The organism is Micromonospora sp. LOL_014 (genome assembly GCF_048060245.1).
Taxonomy (GTDB): domain Bacteria; phylum Actinomycetota; class Actinomycetes; order Mycobacteriales; family Micromonosporaceae; genus Micromonospora_E.
Map to the genome: position 1 here is coordinate 1 of NZ_JBHMIP010000007.1, position 25,237 is coordinate 25,237.

The following is a 25,237-nucleotide window of genomic DNA, read 5'->3' on the forward strand; positions in this document are numbered from 1 at the left end:
GTCGATGACAGCGCGTTCACGCAGGCCAGAAGTACTCTCAGGCGACTACGCAAAGCCCCTGGCGGAGCCGCGAGCCCGACGACAGGGCGGTCTGTGGTTCGCGTTCTACGGTCGAATGTAGACTATGGAGCGATGGGACCGGGTGACCTCCCGCCACTGGCAGCTGGACTGCGCGACCGAACTCGTGTCCGGTCACGGGACGATCGTCGCCGAGTACTTCGACGTCGGCTGCTCCCGTCGCCGAAGCTGGCACCGTCGCCCGCAATCCGCAGCGCTGCTGGCCGCGCTCGGCGATCCTCTTCGGGGGTTCGACGCGATCGTCGTCGGCGAGTACGAACGCGCATTCTCCGGGAACCAACTGGGGTTGACCCGGTTTGACGGACAGGGTCGGTAAGTTGATCTCACGCTACTTTGCTTGCCGACCTGGGCTGCTCCGCCCGGGTCTGAAGCGCTCATCGCCGCTACATGAGCAGCAGTTCCTCGCGCAAGATGATCATGTAGTTGGAGATCAACTCGGGCCTCGGACACATACAGTTACCCCACAGTAATCAGCGTCAGGCTTAGCCTCGACGCTGATTTTGTTTTGGCCGGGGTTGTAGGTGAGGGCGAGTCGTAGCTCGCGGTAGACGTTGCTCTTGTCCCTGCTGTCGGCGTCCCGCAGCGTGTTGCGGATGTCATCGAAGCTGCCGACGAGGCGCCGGATGTCGTCCTCGGTAAGGCGACGGGGTGGGCCTGACCCGGTTTGACGGACATCCCAGCTCAGAGGGGCTGTGTGCTCCTCGGGAGGATGTTCATCATGGAAGGCATGGGCAAGAAACCACGCCGGCCGCGCAGAGCGTTCACGCCGGAGTTCAAGGCGGAGATCGTCGAGGTGTGCCGGCGGGGTGACCGATCGGTGGCGCAGGTCGCGAGGGACTTCGACCTGACCGAGACCGCGGTACGTGAGTGGGTCACGTCAACGCCGGCACCCGCGGCGACGGGTTGACCAGCGACGAGCGCGACGAGTTGGCGCGGCTGCGGCGGGAGAACCGCCGGCTGCGGGAGGACGTCGACATCCTCAAACGGGCCACGGCTTTCTTCGTGAGGGAGACCCGGTGAACGTGTACCCGTTCATCGAGGCGGAGAAAGCGCGGCGGCACGGGAACGTGAAGCGTTCCTGTGAGCTGCTGGAGGTCTCCCGGTCCGCCTACTACCAGCACCGCACCGGTGGTCCGTCGCGGCGGGAACGCGACGACGTCGACCTGGCCGCCCGCATCGCGGAGATCCACGCCGACTCGGCCGGCACCTACGGCGTGCCCCGGGTCCGCGCCGAACTCGCCGCCCAGGGGCGGCGGCACTCCGGCAAGCGGGTCGCCCGGCTGATGCGGGACGCCGGGTTGTGTGGTCGGATGCCGAAGCGGTGGCGGACCACGACCGTGCCCGACCCGGGTGCGGCGTTGTCGGCGGACCTGATCCGCCGGGACTTCGACGTCGCCGCAGGCCGGGTCGACACCCGCTGGTGCGGCGACATCACCTACATCCACACGTGGGAGGGCTGGCTGTACCTCGCCACCGTCATCGACATCGCGTCACGCCGGGTTGTGGGCTGGGCGACCGCCGACCACCTGCGGACCGATCTGCCCGCTCAGGCGTTGTCCAACGCGATCGCCGTCCGACGCCCGACCGGGCCGGTGATTTTCCACAGCGACAGGGGTTGCCCAGTACACGAGTGCGCAGTACGCCCGGCTCGCCGACCGCAACGGGGTGCGGTTGTCGGTCGGTGGGCGGGGTCAGTGCTGGGACAACACCGTCCGCGGAGACGTTCTTCGCCACGATCAAGACCGAACTGCTCGATCGGAGGGCGTGGCCGACCCGGGCCGCCGCCCGTGCGGCGATCTTCGAGTGGATCGAGGGGTGGTACAACACCCGCCGCCATCATTCCACCTTGGACTATATGAGTCCGGCCGAGTATGAGGCGACGGCCTATTCCCGCAGGCCAGCGAGCAGGGTAGCGTGAGATCAATCTACCGACCCTGTCCGTCAAACCGGGTCAACCCCACGCGGCCCGACATCCGGCGAAGCCGTTCCGGCTCTGGCCGCCCGCCCGCCTGCGTGACGAACTGCGCGATCGAGGCGGCTGCCCACCCGAGGCGCTCGCCGATCCGGAGCTGCTGGCGCACGCGGCCGACCTGCTCGGACTGCACCTGCACCTGGCCGACACGTATGTGGCGCCCAAACCGGTCGACACTGACGTCTCTTCTCACGTCTGGTTCGGTCGCGACGACCCCTATCTTGACACCGCGCAGGCCAGCCAGTGGGCGCGGAACATCACCCGACCGGTGCTGCGGAGCTTCAGAGGCGGGCACTTCTACCTGTTGCAGCGTGCCGAACCGGCCGGCGCGCTGCGCGAGCTGGTGACCGATCTGGTCGAACAGGAGTCGGCGTAGCCAGCCGGAGCCGGCTGCGGCTGACGCCATTGCGGTAGGATGTGACAACGTTCCGGACGGCTCGCCGCCGTGACGCGACGCCGGTGCGGGTAGGGCGACATCGAAAGGGGCCGGTGTGTCAGCGAATCTAGACCTCTCCAGAGGGCGGCTGTCAGCGGCGTTCGACGCTAACCTGTCGTCGTCGTTCACCGAGTTCGTAACCCGGGTGGCGCCCGATCTGCTGCCGGGTCGGCGTCCGCTGCCGGCTGCCGTGCCAGATCACATGGTGCCGCACGCCACCACGATCGTGGCCCTGGTCACCGCAGAGGGTGTGCTGATGGCCGGTGACCGGCGTTCGACCATGGGCAACCTGATCGCGAGCCGCGAGATCGAGAAGGTCTATCCCGCCGACGCGTATTCGCTGATCGGTTTCGCCGGCACCGCCGGCATCGGCATCGAGCTGATTCGGCTGTTCCAGGTCGAGCTGGAGCACTACGAGAAGATCGAGTACACGCTGCTTTCGGTGGACGGCAAGGCGAACCGGCTCGCCTCGATGGTACGCAACAATCTCGGTGCTGCACTGCAAGGGCTGGCGGCGATTCCGCTGTTCGCTGGCTTCGACCTGGACGCGCCGTCGCCAGCGCAGGCCGGCCGGATCTTCAGCTTCGATGTAGCCGGCTCGCTGTCAGAGGAGCGGCAGTACGACGGGATCGGTTCCGGCTCGTTGTTTGCCAAGTCGTCGTTGAAGAAGCGCTACCGGCCAGGGCTCACCACGCTGGAGGCAGCAGCGATCGCGGTCGAGGCGTTGTACGACGCGGCCGAGGACGACACCGCGACCGGCGGCCCGGACCTGCTCCGTAAGATCTATCCGGTGGTGATGGCCGTGACCGCCGAGGGCAGCCGTCGGCTCACCGACGCTGAGCTCGCGCCGATGGCCGACGAACTGGTCGCCCGACGCCGGGAGAACCCGGGCAAGTAAGCCGCGCTGGCCGGCCGCGTCGCTCTGGGCGCTAGTGCCCTGCGCCGGAAATTCGCCTACAGAATCGAGCGAGTGACTCGAGGATCTCTTCTGCGGTCTTGGTCCAGGTGAACGGTCTCGGGTTGGTGTTCCAGTCGGCGATCCAGGAACGGATGTCGGCTTCCAGGGCTTGGACGCTCTTGTGGACGCCGTGCCGGATCTTCTGTTCGGTGAGGTGGCCGAACCAGCGTTCGACCTGGTTGATCCAGGAGGATCCGGTCGGAGTGAAGTGCATGTGGAACCGGGGATGCTTCGCGAGCCAGGCTCGCACGGCGGGGGTCTTGTGGGTGCCATAGTTGTCGGCGGCGTACCTGGTTGTCGCCGCGCTCACCGCCACGGCGGTGCTGGCCCGGATTCTGGAGCACTACGTGGACCGTGCCGAATGCTGCTGCCGCCCTCCCACACCGGCACCGTCCGGGCAAGTCGGGCATTACCGACCCCGCCGGACCACTGGGTCGCGATCTGCGAACCGGAGAACTGTAGCGCCCAGTCGTACGGACCGAACCTACTACCGTGTAGCGGCCGACGACGTCAGTGATCGCCACATCTACGGTGTACTTCGGATGCGGCACCATGGGGACCAGCCCGACGTACACGCCGGCCACCGGCCGGCCGGTGGCCGCAGCAGTGACAGTGACAGTGCCGATGATCTCGCCCGGCGGATCGAGTCGGATCTGTGGCGCGGAGGTCACGGCGCCGGCCCGGACCCGGATCACGGCGGCACGATGCCGTTGCCCGGTGCCACCATGCGTCCCGACCCATTGCAGCCCGTGCCGCTGCTCGTCGTACGGCGGGTTGACGAAGAGCTGGTAGCGGCCCGGTTCGACCCCCTCCGCGACGAGTGCGCCGTCCGCAGCAGCACAGTGACTACGCCAGCCGAGCTGCAAGTCGCCGAGATCGATCAGGGTGTACCGGTCGCGATCCACCGGCACGATTCGGACGCACGCGCGGGCGGGCAGACCGGTGACGGCGTCATGGACGGTGGTGCCCACCACCCCTGATTCGGCCGTGGCGCCCCGGTCAGAGGCCTGGTCCGCAGCAGACACGGTGGACGCGCCGGTGGCGAACACGGGTGACACGAGCAGCAGGACGGCGAGCCGGAGACCGGACCGGGTCAACAAATCGTACATGGTGGACTGTCTGCCACGATGGCGTCCGTCGTACCCGCTGCCACCAGAGGCGCATTGTCGGATCCAGGAACGAGTTCACCATCCACGACAACCGACACAACGCCTCGGCTGACCGTCGCGAAGGGACCTTCGAGCGCACCTGGAGCATCGAGTGTGACCTCCACCTTAATACGGTCACCGCGCACAGGCATGAACCGCCAGCCAGAAAATATCATTTAGTATTAATTGACGGTGGTTATCTCCATACCGATGTCGACTCACCATCCAAAAGTGCTCGAGACCACACCGTCGACTGCGATCACGCTATGGATACAAGCGATCACTAGTGATAGACTTACGTGGATTAATTGGATTTTCCACATTATTGGCCGCAGTGTCCCCGTCGACGGCCGTTAGATCGCCGCGAAGGAGTGGCTAAGACCATTCACCCCATGGAACGACGTGTCAATGACACCGCAGAAGAACCGGAGTGACTACCGGAGGTAAAACGTGCGTGTAGAGATACTGGGACCCCTTCGCGTCGACCACCAGGGACGGCATTTCCGCCTACCGGGACGTCGCAGCCAGGTGATCATGGCGCTACTGGTGTTGGAAGCCAACCGCGTCGTACCGATGGAACGGCTCATCGACGCGGTGTGGGAGGGGACCCCACCGTCGACCGCGCGCGGCCAGGTGCAGATCTGTCTGTCCACCCTGCGCCGGACCTTCACCGGTCGCGACCTGGCCAGCCCTTTCGAAACGCACCGCTGCGGATATCTGCTCCGGGCCGCCGACGGTCAACTCGACGTCGATGTCTTCAACCGCCTCGTCGCCGAAGCACGCTCCATCGCGGCCATCGGTGACCTGCCCGCCGCCACTGAACGGCTGCGCGCGGCGCTGGCGCTGTGGAGCGGCCCCGCCCTGGCCGGCCTGCCGGGACGGATCATCGAGGCGGGCCGCAAACGGCTCGAGGAGCTGCGAGCCGCCGCGATCGAGGAGCGGATCCGGCTCGATCTGGCATTGGGTCACCACGAAGAGGTGATCGGTGAGCTGATCTGGCTCATCGAGCGCGACCGGCTGCGCGAGCGGCTGTACGCACTCCTGATGCTGGCGCTGTACCGCTCGGGCCGACAGGCGGAGGCGCTGGCGATCTACCGCGCCGCGCGGACCGCACTCGTCGACACGCTCGGCATCGAACCGGGCGACGAGTTGCGCCGCCTCGAGCAAGGCATTCTCAGCGGCGATGCCCAGCTGGAGCTGCCTACCCACTCCGCCAGTACCCGCCGGACGTACCCACCGGCGACACCGCGCCCCACGCCGTGCCAGTTACCGTCCGACACGGCAGATTTCATCGGCCGCGAGGACGAGGTCACCGCCGCCGGCGACGCACTGGCCCCGAACCGGGCAGATGTCCGGGCGGTGCCGGTGGTCTCCATCACCGGCCGTGCCGGCATCGGCAAATCCGCCCTGGCCCTGCACGTGGCACACCGGATGCTCCCCGGCTACCCGGACGGGCAGCTCTACGCGTCGCTTGACGCGACGCAGAGCCGCACGGAGCAGGTGCTGCCGCGCTTCCTTCGCGCGCTCGGCGTCGGCCGGGCCGACATCCCAATGGAGATCGACGAGCAGACCCACCTGTACCGGAGCCGACTCGCGGGTCAGCGGATCCTCGTCGTACTCGACGGCGTCGCCGACGAGTCGCAGGTCCAGCCGCTGTTGCCCGGTAGCGGCACCTGTGGTGTGCTCGTCACCAGCCGATCCGCGTTGGTGGGCCTGCCCGGCGCACACCGTGTCCGGCCCCGGCCACTCGGTCATGCCGACGGGCTGCGTCTGCTCGGCAGGATCGTCGGTCACCAGCGGGTGGACACTGAGGCGGAAGCGGCGGACGCCCTCGTCACCTTATGTGGCGGGCTGCCCCTCGCCCTGCGGATCGCCGGTGCGCGGCTGACCGCGCGGGAGCACTGGGGAATCGGTCAGCTCGTGGCGCGGATGCGTGACGACAGGCGGTTGCTCGACGAGCTGGAGCATGGGCCGCTCAGTGTGCGGGCGAGCCTGGCGGGTAGCTACCGGTCCCTGCCCGACGGCACCCGCCGGCTGCTGCGCCGGCTCGCGCTGCTGGACTGCGCCCAGCTCCCGGCCTGGGTCGCGGCGGCGCTGCTGGACACCGACCCGACCGTGGCCGAGGACCTGCTGGAACAGTTGGCCGACGCGCAGCTGGTGGACGCGGAGCGCATGCCCGGTGGCGGCCGGCCGCTGTACCGGTTGCCGGCGCTGGTGCGCGTGTTCGCCGCGGAGCGCGCCGAGGTCGAGGACACCGCCGTGGTACGGGAGCAGTCGCTGCGCCGGGTCTGGGCCACCTGCCTGTACCTGACCGGTACGGCGAGCCGACAGGCGGAAGGCGCCGGCGCGGACATGCCGTCGCCCCTGGTGACCGACGCGGTGGTGGACCGGCTGCGTGCCGATCCGGTCAGCTGGCTGGCAGCCGAACTGCCCACCCTGATGGCCGCGGTGCACCAGGCTGCCCGGCTCGGCTGGCAGGGCCCGGCCGGTGACGATGTCACCGGGTCGCCGCGTACCGCCACCGGGTAACCGCCCGACCCGGTATCCGGCGGCTATCGATCGCGCATCGACCTCTTTCGCCGATGCGCCGGTCAGCCCTCGCGGTCGCCGGACGGGACAGCGAAGCGATATTTCATCGAAGTCGGTGGATGTTCTGCTGGTCGCATGGCCCTCACCGTTTCCGTGGTTATCCCCAACTACAACTACGCCAGGACCCTCGACGCCTGCCTGAGCTCGGTGTACGGGCAGACGTACCCGCCGCACGAGGTCATCGTCGTCGACGACCACAGCACGGACGGCTCGCGGGACGTCGCCGCGCGGTCCCCATGCCGGACCGTCGTCCACCCGGACAACCGGGGCGTCTCTGCCGCCCGCAACACCGGAGCCGCCCTCGCCACGGGTGACGTGCTGTTCTTCCTCGACTCCGACGAGGCGCTGGAGCCCGACGCCATCGCCAACGCGGTAGCGATCCTGCGCGACGATCCGGCGGTCGGCTGCGTGCACGGGGTCATCGCGCCGGAGCCACTCATTGACGACGGGCCGGTCGAGTGGTACCGCACGCTGCACGCGTACTGGTGGCGCTGGCGGCACGCCGGTGTGGTCCGGACCGCCTTCTTCGCGCAGGCGGCGATCCGACGCTCGGTGTTCGACGAGGTCGGACCGTTCGACGAGGAACTGCGCGACTCGGAGGACCTGGAGTACAGCGACCGGCTCGCCCCGCGTACCCGGATCGTGCTCAGCGACCGCGTCGTCGCCCGACACGACGAGGTCTCCCGGCTCGGCCCCCTGCTGGCCGAGCAGTTCCGCCGCTCCCAGCTGCTCGCCAGGACCGTGCTGGCCGCCCGCCGCGAGGGCCGCGCCAGCCTGACCGCGAACCGTCCCGCCGGGATCCTCGCCGTGGCGGGGGCACTGGGCGTGCTTCCGCTGACCCTGATCCATCCGGTGTTCGTCCTTGCCTCGGCGCTGCTGGTCGCCGTCTTCGCGGTCTGCGACATCGGGCTGCTGCGGTTCGTCGCCCGCCGCCGTGGTCCCCGGTTCCTGCCCTTCTTCCTCGGGGTGCACCTGCTACTGCACGTCGCGCTGGTCGCCGGGGCGGTGCTGGGCTGCGTACGGCTGCTGCTCGGCTCTCGGCCGACCCGCTGGCTCACCCCGTTGGTGCTGGTCGCCGCCGTGGTCGCGCTCGGCTTCACGGTACGCGCTGCCGGCACCGCGCCGCTGGTGGCGCTGGGCCGCCCGGCCGGCCTGCCGCTGCTACTGGCGGCGACCGCCGCGAACCTGGCCGGGTTGCTGATCGGCATGGTGGCCTGGCGGGTCCTGGTCCCGGTCCGCGGCCTCCCGGCGGCCCGGATCTTCTTCCTCGGCCAACTCGGCAAGTACCTGCCCGGACGGGTATGGGGCGTGATCACCCACGTGGACCTGGGCCGTCAGGCCGGGGCACCCGCCGAACGCATGATCACCGCCTACCTGGTCAGCATCGGGCTCGCCATCCTCGCCGGGGCCGGAGTGGGAATGCTCGCCGCGCCGGGACCCTGGATCCTGCTGCCCCTGGTCGGCTTCGTCGCCCTGCTGGGCCGCCCGGCGCTGCTCGACCGGCCCGTCGCACTGGTCGCCCGGCTCGTCCGGCGCCCGGTCACCCCACTCCCGCCGGCCGCGGTCCGCGCCGCGCTGGCGCTGGCGCTGCTGTCCTGGCTGGTCTCCGGTCTGCACCTGTGGGCGCTGGCGGTGGCGCTAGGAGCGCCCGCCGACCGTTCGGCGGCCGTCGCCGTCGGCGCGTTCGCGCTGGCCACCGTGGCCGGCGGCCTGTCGATCGTCGCGCCCGACGGCTGGGGGGTCCGCGAACTCGCGCTCGCCGCCGCCCTGGCCACCGTACTGCCCTGGGGGGTCGCCGGCACGGTCGCCCTCGCCAGCCGGCTGATCTGCGTCGTCGTCGAGATCAGCACCTCCCTCGCCGTACTCGGCCTGGCCCGTTTCGTGCACCGAGGAGAGCCGCATGTCCACGCTGTTCACCCTTGACGACGCCGAGCGGCTCGGTGTCGGCGAGGTCCACGACCTGTACCGGCGGCACGTGAACAAGTCCCAGGTGTCGCTGATGACCTCGTTCGGGTTCGGCCGCGAACTGGTCGACCGCGCTGAGGGCGCCTACCTCTACCAGCGCGACGGCCGCCGGATCGTCGACGGCGCGCGGACCGTGCTGACCGCCGCGGTCCGGACCAGGGTGATCCGGGTGGTGCACATCTCGTCCACGGCCGTCTACGGCCTGCCCCGGACCGTACCCACCACAGAGGAACACCCCCGGGAGCCGGTCGACCCGTACAGCGCCGCGAAGACGGCCGCGGAGGAGCACGCCGAACGACTGCGCGCCGACGGTGCCTGCCTGCCGATCGTACGGCCCAAGACGTTCCTCGGCCCCGGCCGGATGGGGCTGTTCTCCATGCTGTTCGAGTGGGCCGAGGAAGGCCGCAACTTCCCGGTCATCGGCCGCGGCGACGTGCGCACCCAGATGCTCGCCCTGTCCGATTTCGTCGACGCGGTGACCACTGAGCCTCGATCCACCGACGCGGTTCGTCTTGAGCTCGGTTGAGTAGTTTCGGTATTGGGTGGTTTCGGGGCGTGGCTGAATCGCCGATTACGTGGTCGGCTTGCTCCGGGTGTTGTCGTTCGGGGTTGGGCGGGGGTTCGTGGCCTGTGGTCGGGCCGCCTGGTCGCGCGTCGGTGTTGCTGTGGTCAGCCGGGTGCCGGGCGGACGGCGGTGAACAGGTTGTCGAACGCGGCCTGCCAGGGCCAGTGCTCGGGTAGGTGCAGGTGGATGGTGCGGGCCCGGTGCGCGAGGCGGGCGGCGACGGTGATGATGCGGGTGCGGATGGTCGAGGTCCGGGCGGTGGTCCAGGTGCCGGCGGCGAGGTGCCCGGCGGCGCGGGTGAGGTTGTGGGCGATGGCGGTGCAGGTCAGCCAGGCGTCGTTTGCTGAGAATCGGCCGGATGGCAGGTGCGCGAGGGGTCCGGCGATCAGATCCGCGTTGATCTGCTCGATGACCGCGTGCTGGCGGTGCTGGGCTTCGGCCTGTACGAGGGTGTACGGGCTGTCGGTGAGTACCGCGTGGTACCGGTAGGCGGGCAGGAGCTCTTCCTGGCCGGGAGCCTGGGTGGGGTCGTCGCGGCGGACGCGGCGCACGATCAGCCGGGCGGTCACCTGCTGCCGGGTGCCGGCGAACGCGGTGTATTCGGTTTCGGCGATCTGCGCGTCGGAGATCCACCGCTGTTCTTCCTCGTCCCAGACGGCCTGCGGATAGCGGATGTCGATCCACTGGTCGTCGCCGATGCTGTCGCATGCGGTGCGGACCTTGGCGTCGATCCGGGCGGTGACGGAGAACCGCACCTTGTGGCGTCGGCAGGTGGCGATGACCGCCTTGGAGTAGAAGGCGGAGTCGGCCCGGACCACGATCTCGCCGGTCGCGCCGCAGGATCGGGCGGTGGTGATCGTTTCGGCGATCATGCTCGCGGCGCCGCGGCTGGAGCCGGCGTTCCCGGCGCGTAGCCGGGTGGCCGCGACGACGGGCGCGGACAGTGGTGTCGCCACCGTCGCGACCAGGGGGTTGTAGCCGCGTAGCCGCACGTTGTAGCCGCCGATCTTGGTGTGGCCGAACCCGATGCCTTGTTTCTGTTTGCCGTAGACCCGGCGCAGCATCGAGTCGATGTCCACGAAGGTCAGCACGTCCGCGTCGGCCAGGATCGGCACCCGTGCGGCGAGACCGATCAGGGTGTCACGGGCGGCGGCGTGCAACTGCCGGACATGGCCGTGGGTGAACGTGCGTAGGAACGAGCCGAGTGTCGACGGCGCGTACACGCCGCCGAACAGTGAGCGCATGCCGCCGTGTCGGGCGATGTCGAGGTCGTCGATGCTGTCTGCGCCCGCGAGCATCCCGGCCACGATCGTGGCGACCTTCCCGGCCGGGTTGGCACCTTTGTCGGTCGGCAGGCTGACCCGGTCTGCGACCGCGTCGTGCAGGCCGGCCTGCTCGGCGAGGCGCATCACCGGGACAAGGCCGGCGCACGACACCAGATTCGGATCGTCGAACGTCGCGCGCACCACCGGCGCGTCATAGCGTAATCTCACCTGCGAGGTGCCCTCTCGAACCGAACGATAGAAGCGTCAGAACTCCTATCCTTCCAGTTCAGAGGGCACTTTCTACATCCGGGGTCCTGCCGGTCCAACCTTCATCGGTGGATCGAGGCCTGAGGGGCCTCGCGTTTTCCGGACAGTGGTTCGGCCGGTTCTTTCACGCCGCGATTTGAAGGTTCTCGAACTCTGCGTGGACTTCCCGGGGAGGGGTCGGTAGCCCACCGCCGAATGCAGACGCTGACGATTGTACCAGAATTCGATGTAGGCAGTAACGTCCCGGCGTGCCGCCTCACGCGTGGGATACTTCACACGCGACACGCGTTCGTTCTTCAGCGCACCGAAGAAGAATTCCGCCATCGCATTGTCGAAACAAATTCCGGTCCGGCCAGCAGATCGCCGCAACCTCAGATCCCGAAGCGTTCTGCCGTAGTCGTCCGACATGTAGTTGCTGCCCCGGCCCGAATGAAAGATGGCGTTCTTCCTGAGTTCGCGATTCCGGGCGGCGTTACGGATGGCGCGGGAGATCAACGGCGTCTGGTAGTGGTCGTCGATCGCGTATCCGATGACTTCCTTCGTGCAGCAGTCGATGACGGTCGCCAGATACAGCCACCCCTCGCCGGTCGGGGTGTATGTGATGTCGCCGACGAGCTTCTCGCCAGGCGCGTCGGCGGTGAACTCCCGGCCGACGAGGTCAGGCACCGTGCCGGACGACGACTGGGTGAGACCCCACCGCCTCAGGCGGGGCTGGCACGGCACGAGCCCGAGCTCGCGCATCAGCTGGCGGACGAGTTCCGGCCCGGCGGACACGCCCTGGCGCCGCAGTTGCGCGTGGACACGTCGATGCCCGTAGGTGCCGTCGGACGCGGCGAACACCTCCTCGATGGCCGATCGAAGGTGGGCGCGGCGGGTGGCGGTCGCGGAGTCGGGGCGGGTTCGCCATTCGTAGTATCCGGACCTGGACACGCCGAGTTGTTCGCACATGAAGTCGACGGGGTAGGCGTACTTCGCGGTGTCGAGTCGCATCGTCTCGATAAACTCGTACAAGCTCGTTACCGAGGGTCCTTCGCGAAGTACGCCGCGGCTTTTTTCAGGAAGCTGTTCTCCATTTCGAGTTCCCGGTTGCGACGTTCGAGTTCCTTCAGTCGAGCGCGCTCGTCGACGCCGATCTGTGGGCTGTCCTGGGCGCCGCTGTTTTCTCGCCGGTACTGGCGGACCCAGGAACGCAGCGTCTCCGGGTGAACGTCGATCTCCCGGGCAACCTGCGACACTGGCTTGTTCGACTGTAGAACGAGTTGCACTGCTTCTTCACGGAACTCTGGGGTGTATGAGCTTATGCGTGCCATCGCGCTTCTTCCCTCGACTTTCCTAACAGGGTAACCTTATTGGCTCCCTGTCCGGAATCCTCGGGGCACCTCAGCTGCGCACCGACCTGCTCGTGGGGGACAGCACTGTCTCGGTCTACAACGTCCACGTCACCGTGCCCACCGCCATCGATTTGAGCGTCCTGCGGCCCCAGGTCGACCCGGACGCGTACTTCCGTCGCAAGTTCGACTGGCGGCAGGCCGAGGTGCAGGGTCTCGTCGACGATCTGCAGGCCAACCCGAACCCGTCGATCATCTCCGGCGACTTCAACGCCACCTCGTCCATGGGGACACTCGACCCGTTGCGGGCGGTGGCCGAGGACGCGACCACGGCGAGCCGTCACCTGCTGCCGATGAGCTGGCGGTGCAACGCCCCGATGACCTTCCAGTGGGACAACCCCCTCGCCGGCCGGCCGCTGCCGTTCTGGCGGATCGACTGGACGTTCACCGCAGGTCCGGTCAGGGTGCACCGGTACGAACTGGCGTCTGCGGAGTACCTGTCCGACCATCGGCCGCAGCATCTGTGGTTCTCGATGGGCTGACGCCTCGTGCCGGCTCTCTAGGGAAAGTAGATGTTGATCAGATCGATGGCGTCCCATACTCTGACGGGCGGTAGTCATCAAGTGACCGCGAGCCAATGGCGACCACCGTCCTTGGGGGCACAGCTTGCCGCACCCATCCTGCCCTGCCGGGTACCCCCCACGCCCGCCGTCGACGGCACCTGACGTACCCGCCGGCCGCTCGTGACCGTCACGGATCAGGACCCCGGCCGTACCGGCAGCGGGATGCGGCACTTCCGGTTCCTGGTGGTCGGCAACGCGGTCTCGGCGTACGGCACCTATCTGGACATGATCGCGTTGAGCCTGTTCGCGTACTCGCTGACCGGCAGCGCCACGCACACCGGCCTGTTCATGGCGCTACGGCTGGCCACCAGTGTCCTCACCGGATTCGGTGCCGGCAGCCTGGTGTCCCGGTTCGACCGCAAGCGGATCATGGTGACGTCCGACGTCAGCCAGGCGTTCGCCCTGGTCGTGCTGGTCCTCGCGCCGACCGCGGCCCAGGCCGGCCTGTTGTACGCCGTCGCGGTCGTCACCGGCGCCGGTGCCACCCTCACCAGCGTCGCGCTGCGCAGCAGCATTCCCGAGATCGTCGGGCAGGACCAGCGGGTCCGGGCCAACGCACTGCTCGCCACCGGTCGGTCGCTGGCGATGGTCGCCGGGTTCGCCTCGGCCGGAGTGCTCATCTCCACGGTCGGCTACACGGGTGCGTTCCTCATCGACGCCGGGGCGTTCCTCTTCTCGGCCGCGGTCCTGGCCCGGCTGCCGATCACCACCCGCAGCCGGCAGCCGGCAGCCGCGGCGGGCTCCGGGCCGGGCTCCGGGCCGGGCGAGGCGCGGCGGCGGGACGGGCTGCTCGCCGCGCAGCTGACGGCGCTGCGTTACCTGAGGCTCACCCCGGTCCTGCTCGCGCTGATCAGCCTGCGTGCCGCCGACGCGTTCGGCTCGGCCTCGCACAACGTCGGCCTGCCGGTGCTGTCCACCATGCTGGACCCGCAGCATCCGGCCGCGTTCATGTCCCAGTTCTGGGCCACCTGGGCGATCGGCAACATCATCGCGCAGCGCTTCGTCGCCCGCTGGGCCAGGCGTACCGGCCGGACCATCAACGAGCGGGCGTTCGCCGCCGGCGCGGCGCTCATGTCGGTGGCGTTCATCCTCACCTTCACCGCGCCGCCGTTACCGCTGGCCATCCTGGTCGCCACGGTCGCCGGTGTCGCCGACGGCTTCACCGAGATCGCCTACACCACCCGGCTGCAGGCCACCCCCGACGATCAACGCGGGTACGTCTTCGGGTTCTCGGCCACCGCGGAGAACCTTGGCTTCGGCGTCGGCATGGTGGCCTGCTCATTCCTGCTGGAAGGGTTCAGTCCGTTGACCGTGGTCACCTTGTTCCACGGACTGGCGGTGCTGCTGGCGCTGGCGATGCTGGCCGCGCTGTGGGCCCGCCGGCAGGCGACGGCATGAGCGCCCCGACGCGCGGTGGCGCCGACGACCGGCGGATCGCCATCATCGGCATGGCGTTGCGGCTGCCCGGTGCGGACACCCCGCAGACGTACTGGCACAACATCCGCGACGGCGTGACCAGCGTACGCAGGTTCAGCCCCACCGAGCTGGCCCGCGCCGGGGTGCCCGAGCAACTGCGCGAGTCACCGGACTTCGTCGCTGTCAGCGGAGTGCTCGACGACATCGACTCGTTCGACGCCGAGTTCTTCGGCATGAGCGCGCAGGAGGCACGCACCGTCGACCCGCAGCACCGGCTGATCCTGCAGACCTGCTACCACGCGCTGGAGAACGGCGGATACGCGGCCACGCGACCCGATACCAGGGTGGGCGTCTTCGCCGGTGTCGGATACCACCTCTATCCACTCAACACCTACCTGCGCAACAACCTGGCCACCGCCCGCTGGGACGGTGACTTCGCCCCGGCGTTCCAGGTGGCCGTGGGAAACTACAACGACTTCGCCGCCACCCGGGTCGCGTACCGGCTCGGACTGACCGGTCCGGCGGTCACCGTGCAGAGTGGCTGCTCGACCGCTCTGGTGGCGGTGCATCTGGCCGGACAGGCGTTACTCGCCGGCGACGCCGACCTGGCCCTGGCCGGCGCGGCGGCGGTGCACACCCCGCAGATCCTGGGCTACCGCCACGTCAAAGGCACGATCCTGTCCCGGTCCGGCCGGTGCCGCGCGTTCGACGCGTCCTCCGACGGCACCGTCGGTGGCAACGGGGTCGCGGCCGTGCTGCTCAAGCGGTACGACCGCGCGGTCGCCGACGGGGACACCATCCACGCGGTGATCCTGGGCAGCGGAGTCAACAACGACGGTGCCACGAAGACCAGCTACGCCGCGCCCAGCGCCGCCGGGCAGCGGGACGCCATCCTGCGGGCGCTCGACGTGGCCGGGGTCTCCCCCGAGACGATCGGCTACCTGGAGACCCATGGCACCGGCACCTACAAGGGCGACCCGATCGAGTTCGAGGCCATGACCGCCGCGTACCGCCAGCGCACCGACCGGATCGGTTACTGCGCGATCGGCTCGGCCAAACCGGCCATCGGGCACATGGACGCCTGCGCCGGCCTGGCCAGCCTGATCAAGACGGTGCTGGTGCTGCGGCACGCGACGATCCCGCCGCTGGTCGGGTTCGAACGCCCCAACCCGGCGTTGGATTTGGCGGCCAGCCCGTTCGTCATCCCCACCGAGGTGCGCGCCTGGCCCGACCTGCCCGGGCCCCGCCGGGCGGCAGTGACCGCGCTCGCGGTCGGCGGCACCAACGCCCACCTGATCCTGCAGGCACCACCACCAGCGCGACCGGCGCCGCCGGCGAGGGCACATCCCGGCCCGGCTCAGCCTGTGAGGGGACAGCCAGCGACGGCCGGCCCGGTGCCGGTTCCACTGTCGGCGCACCACCCGGAGAGTCTGCGTACGCTCGCCCACCGGATGCGCGACCAGCTGCGGGCCGACCCCGGGCTCGACCCGGCCGATCTGGCCACCACCGCCGCGCTCGGCCGGCCGCACCTGCCGCACCGACTCGTCGTGACCGGCGCGACGACGACGGCGCTCGCGGACGCCCTGGACGACTACCTCGCCGCGCCGGGGCGGCAACGCCCGGGGCGGGTGGCCACCGGATCGGTCCCGGGTGCCGGCGTCGCCGCCGCCGTACTCAGCGGGGTGACGCCGGTGGTGGTGTACGGCGGGCAGGGCTCCTCGTACGCGGGTATGGCCGGTCCGCTGTACCGGCGGTACCCGCAGGTGCGGGCGGTGCTCGACGCCTGCGAGGCGTACCAGCGCCGCTGCGGCGGGCCGTCGGTGCTGACGCCGCTGCTCGCCGCCGCCCCCGGTGACGACCGGATCTGGCCGGCCGACGTGGCGCAGCCGGCGCTGTTCGCGTTCCAGGCCGCGCTGACCCGGCTGTGGCGCTCGCTCGGGGTGGCGCCGCGACTCGTCGCCGGTCACAGCATCGGCGAGTACGCGGCCCTGGCCGCGGCCGGCGCGCTGTCGATCGAGGACGGCCTGCGGCTGACCGGGCTACGCGGGCGGCTGATGCGGGAGCACACCGCGCCCGGCGGCATGGTGGCCGTCTTCGCCACCCGGTCCGCGGTCGACGAGTTGCTCGCCACCGACCGACGGCTCGACCTCGCCGCGACCAACGCGGCCGAGCAACATGTCGTCGCCGGGCCGGTCGAGGCGCTCGACGCCGCCTGCGGGGTGCTCGACCGCCTCGGGATGCGCTGGCACCGGCTCGCCGTCGACCGTGCCTTCCACTCGGCGCTGCTCGACCCGATCCTCCCCCGGCTGGTCGAGGCGTTCGACTCGGTCCCATGGACGCCTTTGGACACACCGCTGGTCAGCAGCGTGGACGGCACCGTGCTGCCAGTGGGACACCGACCGGACCCGGCGTACCTGGTGCGGCAGACCCGGATGCCGGTCCGGTTCGACCTGGTCACAACCGCGATCGCCGTCACGACAGCGGAAACGTCGACCGCCGCCGACGCGACCGGTGCGCCGGTGCTGGAGCTCGGTCCGCATCCGAGTCTGGTCGCGTTGCTGCGCGCGGCACTGCCCGGGTCGCCGGCCCTTCCCGTTCAGCGCCGGGGCGCGGAACTCGACCAGCACCTCGAGGCCTGCGCCCGGCTGCACGTCCACGGAGTCGATCTGGACTGGAACGCCCTGCTCGACGCTGCGCACGCGCACGCGCACCGGGTGCCGCTGCCCGCGTATCCGTTCCAGCGACGAATCCACTGGACCGGACCGCCGCTGACACGAACCGAACCTGGAGGGCTCATGGTCGACGTCGACAGCGTCCGCGACGGCGGTGCCACCGTCGCCGCCGGACCGGCCGCGCCGGATCTCGCGCCGGTGGTCGAGCGGGTACGCGAGATCAGCGCGCGGCATCTCGGTTGCACACCGGGCGACATCGCCGTCGACCGCCCGTTCGTCGAGATGGGTGCCGACTCGCTCGCCATGATCAACGCGCTGCGGGAGTTCGAAGGTGAGTTCGGTGTCCGGCTCGCCATGCGCGAGCTGTTCGAGGAGGCGGACACCCCGGGAAAGCTGTCCCGTCTGATCCTGTCCCGTCTGGCCCCGCCCGCACCTGCTGCGGCCCCGCCCGTCCCGGCTGCGGCTCCGGTCGCGACGCCACCGGCCGGACCGGCCGCGACGCCGACAGCACCGGGCATCGACGTGCACGGGCCCAGGGTGGTCGTGACGGACGACGCCGGTCAGGTCGGTGCGGTCGCCACCGACAACGTCCAGGCCCATCTGGACGACCTGCGGCGACGGTTCGTGGTGAAGACCCGGCGGTCGAAGGAGATAGCCCAGCGCTACCGCGGCGTGCTGGCCGACAGCCGGGCGGTGGTCGGCTTCCGCAGCGCAACCAAGGAGATGCTCTACCCGATCGCCGGTCGGCGTGCGAAGGGCGCATGGCTGGAGGATGTGGACGGCAACCGGTACCTGGACATCACCATGGGCTTCGGAGTGCTGCTGTTCGGCCATGAGCCGGACTTCGTCGCCGAGGCGGTCCGGGAGCATCTGTCCCGGGGGGTCCAGCTCGGGCCGCGCAGCGTCGACACGGGTGAGGCCGCGTGCCTGTTGAGCGAGCTGACCGGGATGCCGCGCGTGGCGTTCGCGAACTCGGGCACCGAGGCGAACTCGGCCGCGATCCGGCTCGCCCGGGCCGCCACCGGACGCGACAAGATAGTCATGTTCCACGGGTCGTACCACGGACATGCCGACAACGTGCTCGGCCGCTCGATCGGGACCGCAGCGGACCGGACCACCGTCCCGGTCAGCACCGGCATCCCGACCAGCGCCGTCGCGGACCTGGTCGTCCTCGACTACGGCGTACCGGAGAGTCTGCAGGCGATCGAGGAGTTCGGTGAGCAACTGGCCGCCGTCGTCGTCGAGCCGGTGCAGAGCCGCCACCCGTCCCTGCAGCCGGGTGAGTTCCTACGCCGGCTCCGTGACATCACCCGGCGGTACGGCATCGTGCTGATGTTCGACGAGATGCTGACCGGGTTCCGGCCCCATCCGCGCGGCGCCCAGGGACTGTTCGGCGTGTCGCCGGACCTCGCCACGTACGGCAAGCTGCTCGGCGGCGGTTTCCCGATCGGGGCGATCGCCGGACGCGCCGACATCATGGACGGCGTCGACGGCGGTTTCTGGCGCTACGGCGACGACAGTCACCCGCAGCGGGAGACGACCTTCTTTGGCGGCACCTACATCCAGCATCCGGTCTCCATGGCCGCCGCACGCGCGGTGCTGACCCGGTTGACCGAGCAGAGCCCACGGCTGCAGCAGGAACTCAACGCCCGGACCGACCGGCTCGTCGGCACGCTGAACGACTTCTTCACCGAGGAGGAGTACCCGGTCCGGCTCGGCCACGTCGGCTCGCAGTTCCGCTTCGAGCACCACGCCGACCTCGAGCTTCTTTATCACCATCTGCTACTCAAGGGAATGTACGTCTGGGAATGGCGCAACTTCTTCCTCTCCACGGCGCACACCGACGACGACGTCGACATGGTGATTGACGCGGTGCGCGCCTCGCTACGCGAGATGCGCGCCGGCGGGCTGCTCCCCCGCCCGGCCGGTCCCACCGTACCCGTGGTGAAACCGAAACACACCGCCCGGACCGGACCAGCGGTAGGAACCGGACCGGCGGTGCGCACCGAGCCGGCAGCGGGTGCCGCAGCAGCAGGCAGCCTCGAACCTCCGGGCGGACCGGGGCGACCGGCACCGGACTTCAGCGTGTACTTCTTCGGGGACTATCCGCCCGGCTCGGGGGCCGCCGACCCGTACGAGCTGATCGTCGACACGGCCCGCTTCGCCGACCGGCACGGCTTCCACGCGCTGTGGATTCCCGAGCGCCACTTCCATTCCTTCGGCGGGGTGTTCCCCAACCCGGTGGTGCTGGCCGCCGCGCTGGCCCGCGAGACGAGCCGGATCCGGCTGCACGCCGGGTCGGTGGTCCTGCCGCTGCACGATCCGATCCGGGTCGCCGAGGAATGGTCCATGGTCGACCGGCTGTCCGGGGGCCGGGTCGGCATCGGCTGCGCGCCCGGCTGGCACGCGGGCGACTTCGTTCTCGCCCCGGAACACTTCGGCGCACACCGCGACGTGATGTTCCACCACCTCGACGAAGTGCGCCGACTGTGGCGCGGTGAGTCCGTCGAGCGCCGCAGCGGCACCGGAGAACCGGTCGGGATCCGCACCCTGCCCCGCCCGGTGCAGCCGATGCCGCCGATGTTCGTCGCCGTGGTGGGCAACCCGGAGTCGTACCAACGGGCCGCCGAACACGACCTCGGCGTCGTCACCAACCTGATGAGCCAGTCGGTGGAGCAGCTGGCCGACAACGTCCGGCGCTACCGGCGGACCCGCGCCGCACACGGGCTCGACCCGGACGGCGGCCGGGTGGTCGTGCTCGTGCACACCTACCTCGGTGCGGACTCGGCCCAGGCCCGGGCCGAGGCGTTCGCGCCGCTGAAGGCGTACCTGCACTCCTCGCTGTCACTGTTCGGGCAGACGACCAAGAGTCTCGGATTCCAGGTGGACCTCGACACCGCCGACGCCGACGATCTGGACTATGTGTTCCGGCGCGCCTACGACCGGTACTGCAAGGCACGGGCGCTGATCGGATCGCCGGACGATGGTGCGCGGCTGATCGACGCACTCACCGCCGCCGGCGTCGACGAGGTGGCCGCGCTGGTCGACTTCGGCGCGTCCCCCGACCAGGTGCAGGCCGGACTGCCACAGCTGGACCGGCTACGGGCCAGATACCAAGCGGCGGCCGGACAGCCGGCGGCCGGTGCCGTGGTGGCGGCCGGTGCCGTAGTGGCGGCCCGCGATCTGCACCCGGACCGAACCGGACCGGTGTCTCGGGGACAGGCGCGGATGTGGTTCCTCGAACGGCTACATCCGGGCCGGGGCACCTACAACGAGGCGGTCACCGTACGACTCGACGGGCCGCTGGACGTGCCGGCGCTGCGCGCCGCGCTGAACCAGCTGGTGGCCCACCACGCGGCGCTGCGTACCGTGTTCCCGGAACGTGACGGCGAGCCGGTCCAGGTCGTACTCGGCCGGGGCGCGGTGGACCTCGCCGTCGAGGAGCACACCGGCCGCGACGAGGACGACGCCGTCCGGCAGGTGCTGGCCGACGAAGGCCGCCGGGTGTTCGACCTCGCCCGTGGTCCACTGCTGGTGACCCGGCTGCTGCGCTGGTCGCCCGAGCGGCATGTGCTCGTGTTGTCGTTGCACCACATCGTGATCGACGCGGCGTCGGTGCGGGTGCTGGCCGGTGACCTGTCCGCGTTGTACCGGGCCGCCCTCGACGGCCAGCCCGCCGATCTGCCGGAGCTGTCCGTGGACTGCCTGGACCTGGCCGGTCGGCAGGCGGATGCCAGCAGCGGCTCGCACGGCGAGCCGACCGGTCTGGGCTACTGGCGGGAGCGGCTGGCCGGGGACCTGCCGGTGCTGGACCTGCCGACCGACCGACCACGCCCGAAGGTACGCAGCGGCACCGGCGCGTCGGTGCGGCGCAGGCTCGACCCGGAGCTGTCCGCGCTGCTGAGCCGGCTCAGCGGGGCGCACCGGAGCACGCTGTTCATGACCGTGCTCGCCGGGTACGCGGCCGCGCTGCGCCGGTTCACCCGCAGTGACCAGCTGGTCGTCGGGACCCCGGTGTCGATCCGGCCCTCCGGCGCTGAGGAGGTGGTCGGGTTCTTCCTCAACACGGTGGCCCTGCGGCTGGACCTGTCCGGCGACCCGACCTTCGCCAACCTGCTCAAGCAGGTCCGCGACACCGCCCTGGACGCGTACGACCACGCTCACGTACCGTTCGACGCCGTCGTCGGCGCGGTGAGCCCGGACCGCGACCTCAGCCGGACCCCGGTCTTCCAGACCATCGTGGAATTCGACAACGGCGGCCCGATCCCGCTCGACCTTCCCCGGGTGCGTTCCCGGGCCCTGGCGCACCGGATCGAACGGGCGGTGACCGACCTGGCTCTATACGTGACCAACCACGCCGACGGGATCGACTGCCGTTTGGAGTACAGCACCGACCTGTTCGTGGCGGACAGCGCCGAGCGGCTGTTGTCGTACCTGGTCGCGACCCTTGCCGCCGCCGTCGGTCAGCCCGATACACCGCTCTCCGCGCTGGTCGGTGTCCTCGACGCCGACCGGGACGCACTGGTCCGCTGGGGCGTCGGGCGGCAGCGCGACCTGCCGCAGGCAGGTGCGCACGGCGCCGTGCGGCAGTGGGCGGCACGCACACCGCAGGCGGTCGCGGTGATAGGCGGCGGCACGGTGCTGACCTACCGGCAGCTCGACGAACGGGCCACCGCGCTGGCGCACCGGCTGACCGGCAACGGGGTCACCGCAGGCGACATCGTGGCGTTGTGGCTGCCCCGGTCACCAGAGTTCGTCGTCGCCGCGCTGGCGGTACTGCGCACCGGTGCCGCCTACCTGCCGCTGGATCCGCTCCTCGACGACCGGCAGGTGCGTTTCATGGTCTCGGACAGCGCCGCCCGGGTGGTGCTGGCTACCGGAGGTGACGCCGCACCGGATCTGCCCGACGGGGTACGGCTGCTGCACGTCGACGGGTCTGAGAGCGATCCGAGCGGGTACCACGGCGGTTCCGTCGGGTACGGCGACCCCGATCCGGAGGCTCCGTGCTACGTCATGTACACCTCCGGCTCGACCGGCAGGCCGAAGGGCGTGGCCATCAGCCACCGCAGCGTACTGAACCTGTGTCAGTGGTACCGCGACCAGCTGGAGCTGACCGCCGACGACCGGAGCTCCGTGGTGTGTGGGCAGAGCTTCGACGCCTCCGTGCTGGAGATCTGGCCGCCGCTGCAGGTCGGTGCGAGCCTGACGATCGCGGACGACGCCGTACGGATGGACTCGATGGCGCTGGCGCGCTGGATGCGTACCGCCGGGGTGAGCGTCGCGATGCTACCCACGCCCATCGGGGAAGGGTTGCTCTCGCTGCCCGTGGCGGCCCAGCCCCGGCTGCGCCATCTCACCGTCGGTGGCCAGCAACTGCGCGTACGCCCGCAGCCCGAGGTGCCCTACGTGGTGCGCAACGTGTACGGACCGACCGAGACGACGGTCGTCGCCACGTCCCAGGTGGTGGCGGAGGCGTCCGCCGAGTCCGACGGCCTGATTCCGATCGGCCGGCCGCTGGACAACGTCCGCGTCGAGATCCGCGACGAGTGGGGCAACTTGGCACCGGTCGGGGCCGTCGGGGAGCTGTTCATCGGCGGTGCCGGGGTGGGTCGTGGCTACCTGAACCGGCCCGAGCTGACCGCGCAACGGTTCGTCGACGACCCGGCCGGCGGCCCCGGTTCCCGCCGCTACCGCACCGGGGACCTGGTGCGGTGGACCGCCGACGGGGTGCTGGTGTTCCTCGGCCGTACCGACGACCAGGTCAAGATCCGGGGGAACCGGGTCGAACCAGGCGAAGCATCGGCCGTCCTGCGCGGGCTGGATCTGGTCGCCGACGGCGTCGTGGTGGCCCGTCGGGACCGCCGCGACGAGCCGTACCTCGCCGGGTACGCCGTGCCCGCGCCGGGCGTGGCACCCGACGGGCTGGCCGACCGGCTCGTCGCCGCGATGGCCCGCGAACTGCCCGACGTGCTGGTCCCCCGGGTGTGGGCGGTGCTACCCGCGCTGCCGCAGACCGGCAACGACAAGATCGACCACGCCGGGCTGCCGGAGCCGACCATCCGTACCGGCATGCCCGCGCCGCCGGTGGCCCAGCCGGTGGCCCCGCCACCGGCTCAGCCACCGGCACCGCAGCCGGTGACTCAGCCGCCGGCACCGCAGGCAGCGGCCCCACACGACGGTGGGACCGGTGACGTGCTGACCGAGACGGTGCGGGCGTTGTGGGCCGCCGAACTCGACCAGGATCCGGAACGCATCGACCACGACGCGTCGTTCTTCGCCCTCGGCGGGCATTCGATCAACGCGATGCGCCTGCTCAACCGGGTACGCGAGGCCACCGGAGCGGACTATCCGGCGTTGGAGTTCTTCCGCGCGCCGACCATCGTGGCGATGGTCGGCCGGCTGCGCGGGCACGCCACGCCCGCCGTCGACGGGTCTGCCCGCCGGGTGCGGGGCACGCTGTGACCTTCGACGAGTTGCTGGAGTACGTCGCCGTCCACGACGTGCGGCTCACCGGCGCCGGCGGCACCCTGTACTACGACGCCCCAGCCGCCGCGATGGGTCCGCAGCTGGTCACGGCGCTGCGGTCGCACAAGGATGAGCTGTTGCGGTGGCTGGCCGCGCCGGCGGACGAGCGCGAGATCACCCGGGCGCCGCTGTCGGCCCAGCAGGAACGGGTGATGGAGATAGCCGGCCGCAGCACGCACCCCGCCAGCTGGAACGTCGGGCTGCGGCTGGAACTGGTCGGCGACCTCGACGTCGCCGCGCTCGACGCCGCCGTCGACGGCCTCGTCGCCCGGCACCATGCGCTGCGCACCCGGCTGATCCGCGACGGTGGCACCTGGACCCAACGGATCCTCGCCCACCGACCGGTCCCGCTGCCCGTCGTCGAGCTGGCCGCGCTGGCGCCGGACGCGGCGCGGCGGCGAGCCGAGACCCTCTGCCGGGAGGTGGTGTCGCCGGTGTTCGCGCTGGCGGACGAGGCACCGGTGCGGTTCACGCTGATCCGGCTGTCGCCCGGCGAGTCCTGGCTTGTCCTGGTCCTGCATCACGTCGCCTGCGACGGCCGGGCGGTCACCGTGCTGCTGCGCGAGCTGGCGGACGGGTACCGCACCGCCCGCGATTCAGGTGCGCCGGGCTTCGGCCCGCCCACCGCCCAGTGCACCGACTACGCACGCTGGCAGCAGGGCCAGTGGGACGAGCCGACCCGCCGCCGACGGCTGGCCTACTGGGCGGAAAATCTTGGCGATGGGCCACTGGCGCTGGATCTGCCGTTCGGCCGCCCCGCACCGCAGCAGCCGAGTGGGCGGGCCGCCACCTGCCGGTTCGAGATCCCGGGACAGGTTCGGCTCGCCGTCGAGGAGCTCACCCGGGAGCTGGGTGCCACGGTGACCGCAGTCGCCGCTGCGGCGTTGGCGCTGCTGCTCGCCCGGCTCAGCGGACAGCCCGACGTGACCCTGTCGATGCCGTATGCCAACCGGTCACCCCGGGCGTACGAGGACACCGTTACCGTACTGTCGACGGCGTTGCCGGTACGGATCCGTACCGCCGCCGCAGCGACGTTCGCGGAACTGGTCGGCCAGACCGCCGGCGGCCTGTTCGCCGGCATCGACAATCTGCTGCCCACGGCATGGATCTACCAGCAGCTGCCCCCGCCGGGCGAGGGCGCAGCGCCGTCCGGGATGACGGTGAGCTTCGCCTTTCAGAGTACCTTCGACACCCGGATCGACCTGCCGGAGTTGGCTGTTCGGGTGCACGAGGTGCCGACCGGTGCCGCACGGGCGGCGCTGCTGATCGTCCTGGTACCCGGCCCGGACGGGATCGACGGCTTTCTGGAGTATCCGGTGGACCGACTCGCCGACGACACCGCCCGCCGCTGGATGACGGGGTACGTGGAACTGCTCGCCGCGGCGTGTGCCGGTGCGAACCGTCCGCTAGCCGACCTCTGACCGCCGGAG

At 70.3% G+C, this 25,237-nt stretch carries 16 protein-coding genes and 3 pseudogenes; 15 read left to right on the plus strand and 4 right to left on the minus strand.

Going from position 1 to position 25,237, the window contains the following annotated elements; genetic code table 11:
- Positions 1–124 precede the first annotated feature (124 nt).
- The 7 genes and pseudogenes from ACFHW1_RS08050 (at position 125) to prcB (ending at position 3,384) form a co-directional block, all read left to right on the plus strand.
- Positions 125–394 (plus strand): hypothetical protein, encoded by a 270-nt coding sequence (locus ACFHW1_RS08050; RefSeq protein ID WP_416615163.1) that lies wholly within the window; start codon positions 125–127, stop codon positions 392–394.
- Between the two features lie 411 nt (positions 395–805).
- Positions 806–985: a transposase gene (locus ACFHW1_RS08055; protein ID WP_416615165.1), complete on the plus strand. Its 180-nt coding sequence runs from the start codon at positions 806–808 to the stop codon at positions 983–985.
- The gene (locus tag ACFHW1_RS08060) at positions 946–1,098 is read left to right on the plus strand and encodes a hypothetical protein (protein WP_416615217.1); all 153 of its coding nucleotides are present in this window, start codon (positions 946–948) and stop codon (positions 1,096–1,098) included. The genes ACFHW1_RS08055 and ACFHW1_RS08060 overlap by 40 nt, the downstream gene beginning before the upstream one ends.
- A 2-nt stretch (positions 1,099–1,100) precedes the next feature.
- Positions 1,101–1,685, plus strand: a pseudogene (locus ACFHW1_RS08065) (IS3 family transposase); the annotation flags it as partial.
- Positions 1,686–1,759: 74 nt separating this feature from the next.
- Positions 1,760–1,996, plus strand: a complete 237-nt coding sequence (locus ACFHW1_RS08070) for an IS3 family transposase (RefSeq protein WP_416615167.1) — start codon at positions 1,760–1,762, stop codon at positions 1,994–1,996.
- A 16-nt stretch (positions 1,997–2,012) separates the two neighbouring features.
- Positions 2,013–2,426: a thioesterase II family protein gene (locus tag ACFHW1_RS08075; protein ID WP_416592096.1), complete on the plus strand. Its 414-nt coding sequence runs from the start codon at positions 2,013–2,015 to the stop codon at positions 2,424–2,426.
- Positions 2,427–2,541: 115 nt separating this feature from the next.
- The gene (prcB, locus tag ACFHW1_RS08080) at positions 2,542–3,384 is read left to right on the plus strand and encodes a proteasome subunit beta (protein ID WP_416592094.1); all 843 of its coding nucleotides are present in this window, start codon (positions 2,542–2,544) and stop codon (positions 3,382–3,384) included.
- 31 nt (positions 3,385–3,415) lie between these two features.
- On the opposite strand, the pseudogene ACFHW1_RS08085 reads toward prcB, so the two are convergent.
- Positions 3,416–3,724 (minus strand): annotated as a pseudogene (locus ACFHW1_RS08085) (transposase); the annotation flags it as partial.
- Positions 3,725–3,986: 262 nt separating this feature from the next.
- On the opposite strand from ACFHW1_RS08085, the gene ACFHW1_RS08090 reads away from it, so the two are divergent.
- The 4 genes and pseudogenes from ACFHW1_RS08090 to ACFHW1_RS08105 all read left to right on the plus strand — a co-directional run.
- Positions 3,987–4,424 carry a hypothetical protein gene (locus ACFHW1_RS08090; RefSeq protein WP_416591780.1) on the plus strand — a complete coding sequence of 146 codons (438 nt, stop codon included), beginning with the start codon at positions 3,987–3,989 and terminating at the stop codon, positions 4,422–4,424.
- A 702-nt stretch (positions 4,425–5,126) separates the two neighbouring features.
- Positions 5,127–7,121 (plus strand): BTAD domain-containing putative transcriptional regulator, encoded by a 1,995-nt coding sequence (locus ACFHW1_RS08095; protein ID WP_416553174.1) that lies wholly within the window; start codon positions 5,127–5,129, stop codon positions 7,119–7,121.
- Positions 7,122–7,256: 135 nt separating this feature from the next.
- Positions 7,257–9,104, plus strand: a complete 1,848-nt coding sequence (locus ACFHW1_RS08100; protein ID WP_416615169.1) for a glycosyltransferase family 2 protein — start codon at positions 7,257–7,259, stop codon at positions 9,102–9,104.
- A 76-nt stretch (positions 9,105–9,180) separates the two neighbouring features.
- Positions 9,181–9,624, plus strand: a pseudogene (locus tag ACFHW1_RS08105) (NAD-dependent epimerase/dehydratase family protein); the annotation flags it as partial.
- A gap of 191 nt (positions 9,625–9,815) precedes the next feature.
- Here ACFHW1_RS08105 and ACFHW1_RS08110 read toward each other — a convergent pair.
- The 3 genes from ACFHW1_RS08110 to ACFHW1_RS08120 all read right to left on the minus strand — a co-directional run bounded on the left by ACFHW1_RS08110 (position 9,816) and on the right by ACFHW1_RS08120 (position 12,553).
- On the minus strand, positions 9,816–11,204 hold the full coding sequence (locus ACFHW1_RS08110) for an IS1380 family transposase (RefSeq protein WP_416615171.1): 1,389 nt from the start codon (positions 11,202–11,204) through the stop codon (positions 9,816–9,818).
- 72 nt (positions 11,205–11,276) lie between these two features.
- Positions 11,277–12,254 (minus strand): IS3 family transposase, encoded by a 978-nt coding sequence (locus tag ACFHW1_RS08115; RefSeq protein ID WP_416615173.1) that lies wholly within the window; start codon positions 12,252–12,254, stop codon positions 11,277–11,279.
- Positions 12,255–12,259: 5 nt separating this feature from the next.
- Positions 12,260–12,553, minus strand: coding sequence for a transposase (locus tag ACFHW1_RS08120; protein ID WP_416567659.1), 294 nt, complete (start codon positions 12,551–12,553; stop codon positions 12,260–12,262).
- A 92-nt stretch (positions 12,554–12,645) separates the two neighbouring features.
- On the opposite strand from ACFHW1_RS08120, the gene ACFHW1_RS08125 reads away from it, so the two are divergent.
- The 4 genes from ACFHW1_RS08125 (at position 12,646) to ACFHW1_RS08140 (ending at position 25,228) form a co-directional block, all read left to right on the plus strand.
- On the plus strand, positions 12,646–13,113 hold the full coding sequence (locus ACFHW1_RS08125; protein WP_416615174.1) for an endonuclease/exonuclease/phosphatase family protein: 468 nt from the start codon (positions 12,646–12,648) through the stop codon (positions 13,111–13,113).
- 201 nt (positions 13,114–13,314) lie between these two features.
- Positions 13,315–14,592 (plus strand): MFS transporter, encoded by a 1,278-nt coding sequence (locus ACFHW1_RS08130; protein ID WP_416615175.1) that lies wholly within the window; start codon positions 13,315–13,317, stop codon positions 14,590–14,592.
- Positions 14,589–23,744: a MupA/Atu3671 family FMN-dependent luciferase-like monooxygenase gene (locus tag ACFHW1_RS08135; protein ID WP_416615177.1), complete on the plus strand. Its 9,156-nt coding sequence runs from the start codon at positions 14,589–14,591 to the stop codon at positions 23,742–23,744. The genes ACFHW1_RS08130 and ACFHW1_RS08135 overlap by 4 nt, the downstream gene beginning before the upstream one ends.
- Positions 23,741–25,228 (plus strand): condensation domain-containing protein, encoded by a 1,488-nt coding sequence (locus ACFHW1_RS08140; protein WP_416553186.1) that lies wholly within the window; start codon positions 23,741–23,743, stop codon positions 25,226–25,228. Before ACFHW1_RS08135 ends, ACFHW1_RS08140 begins: the two co-directional genes overlap by 4 nt.
- Positions 25,229–25,237 lie beyond the last annotated feature (9 nt).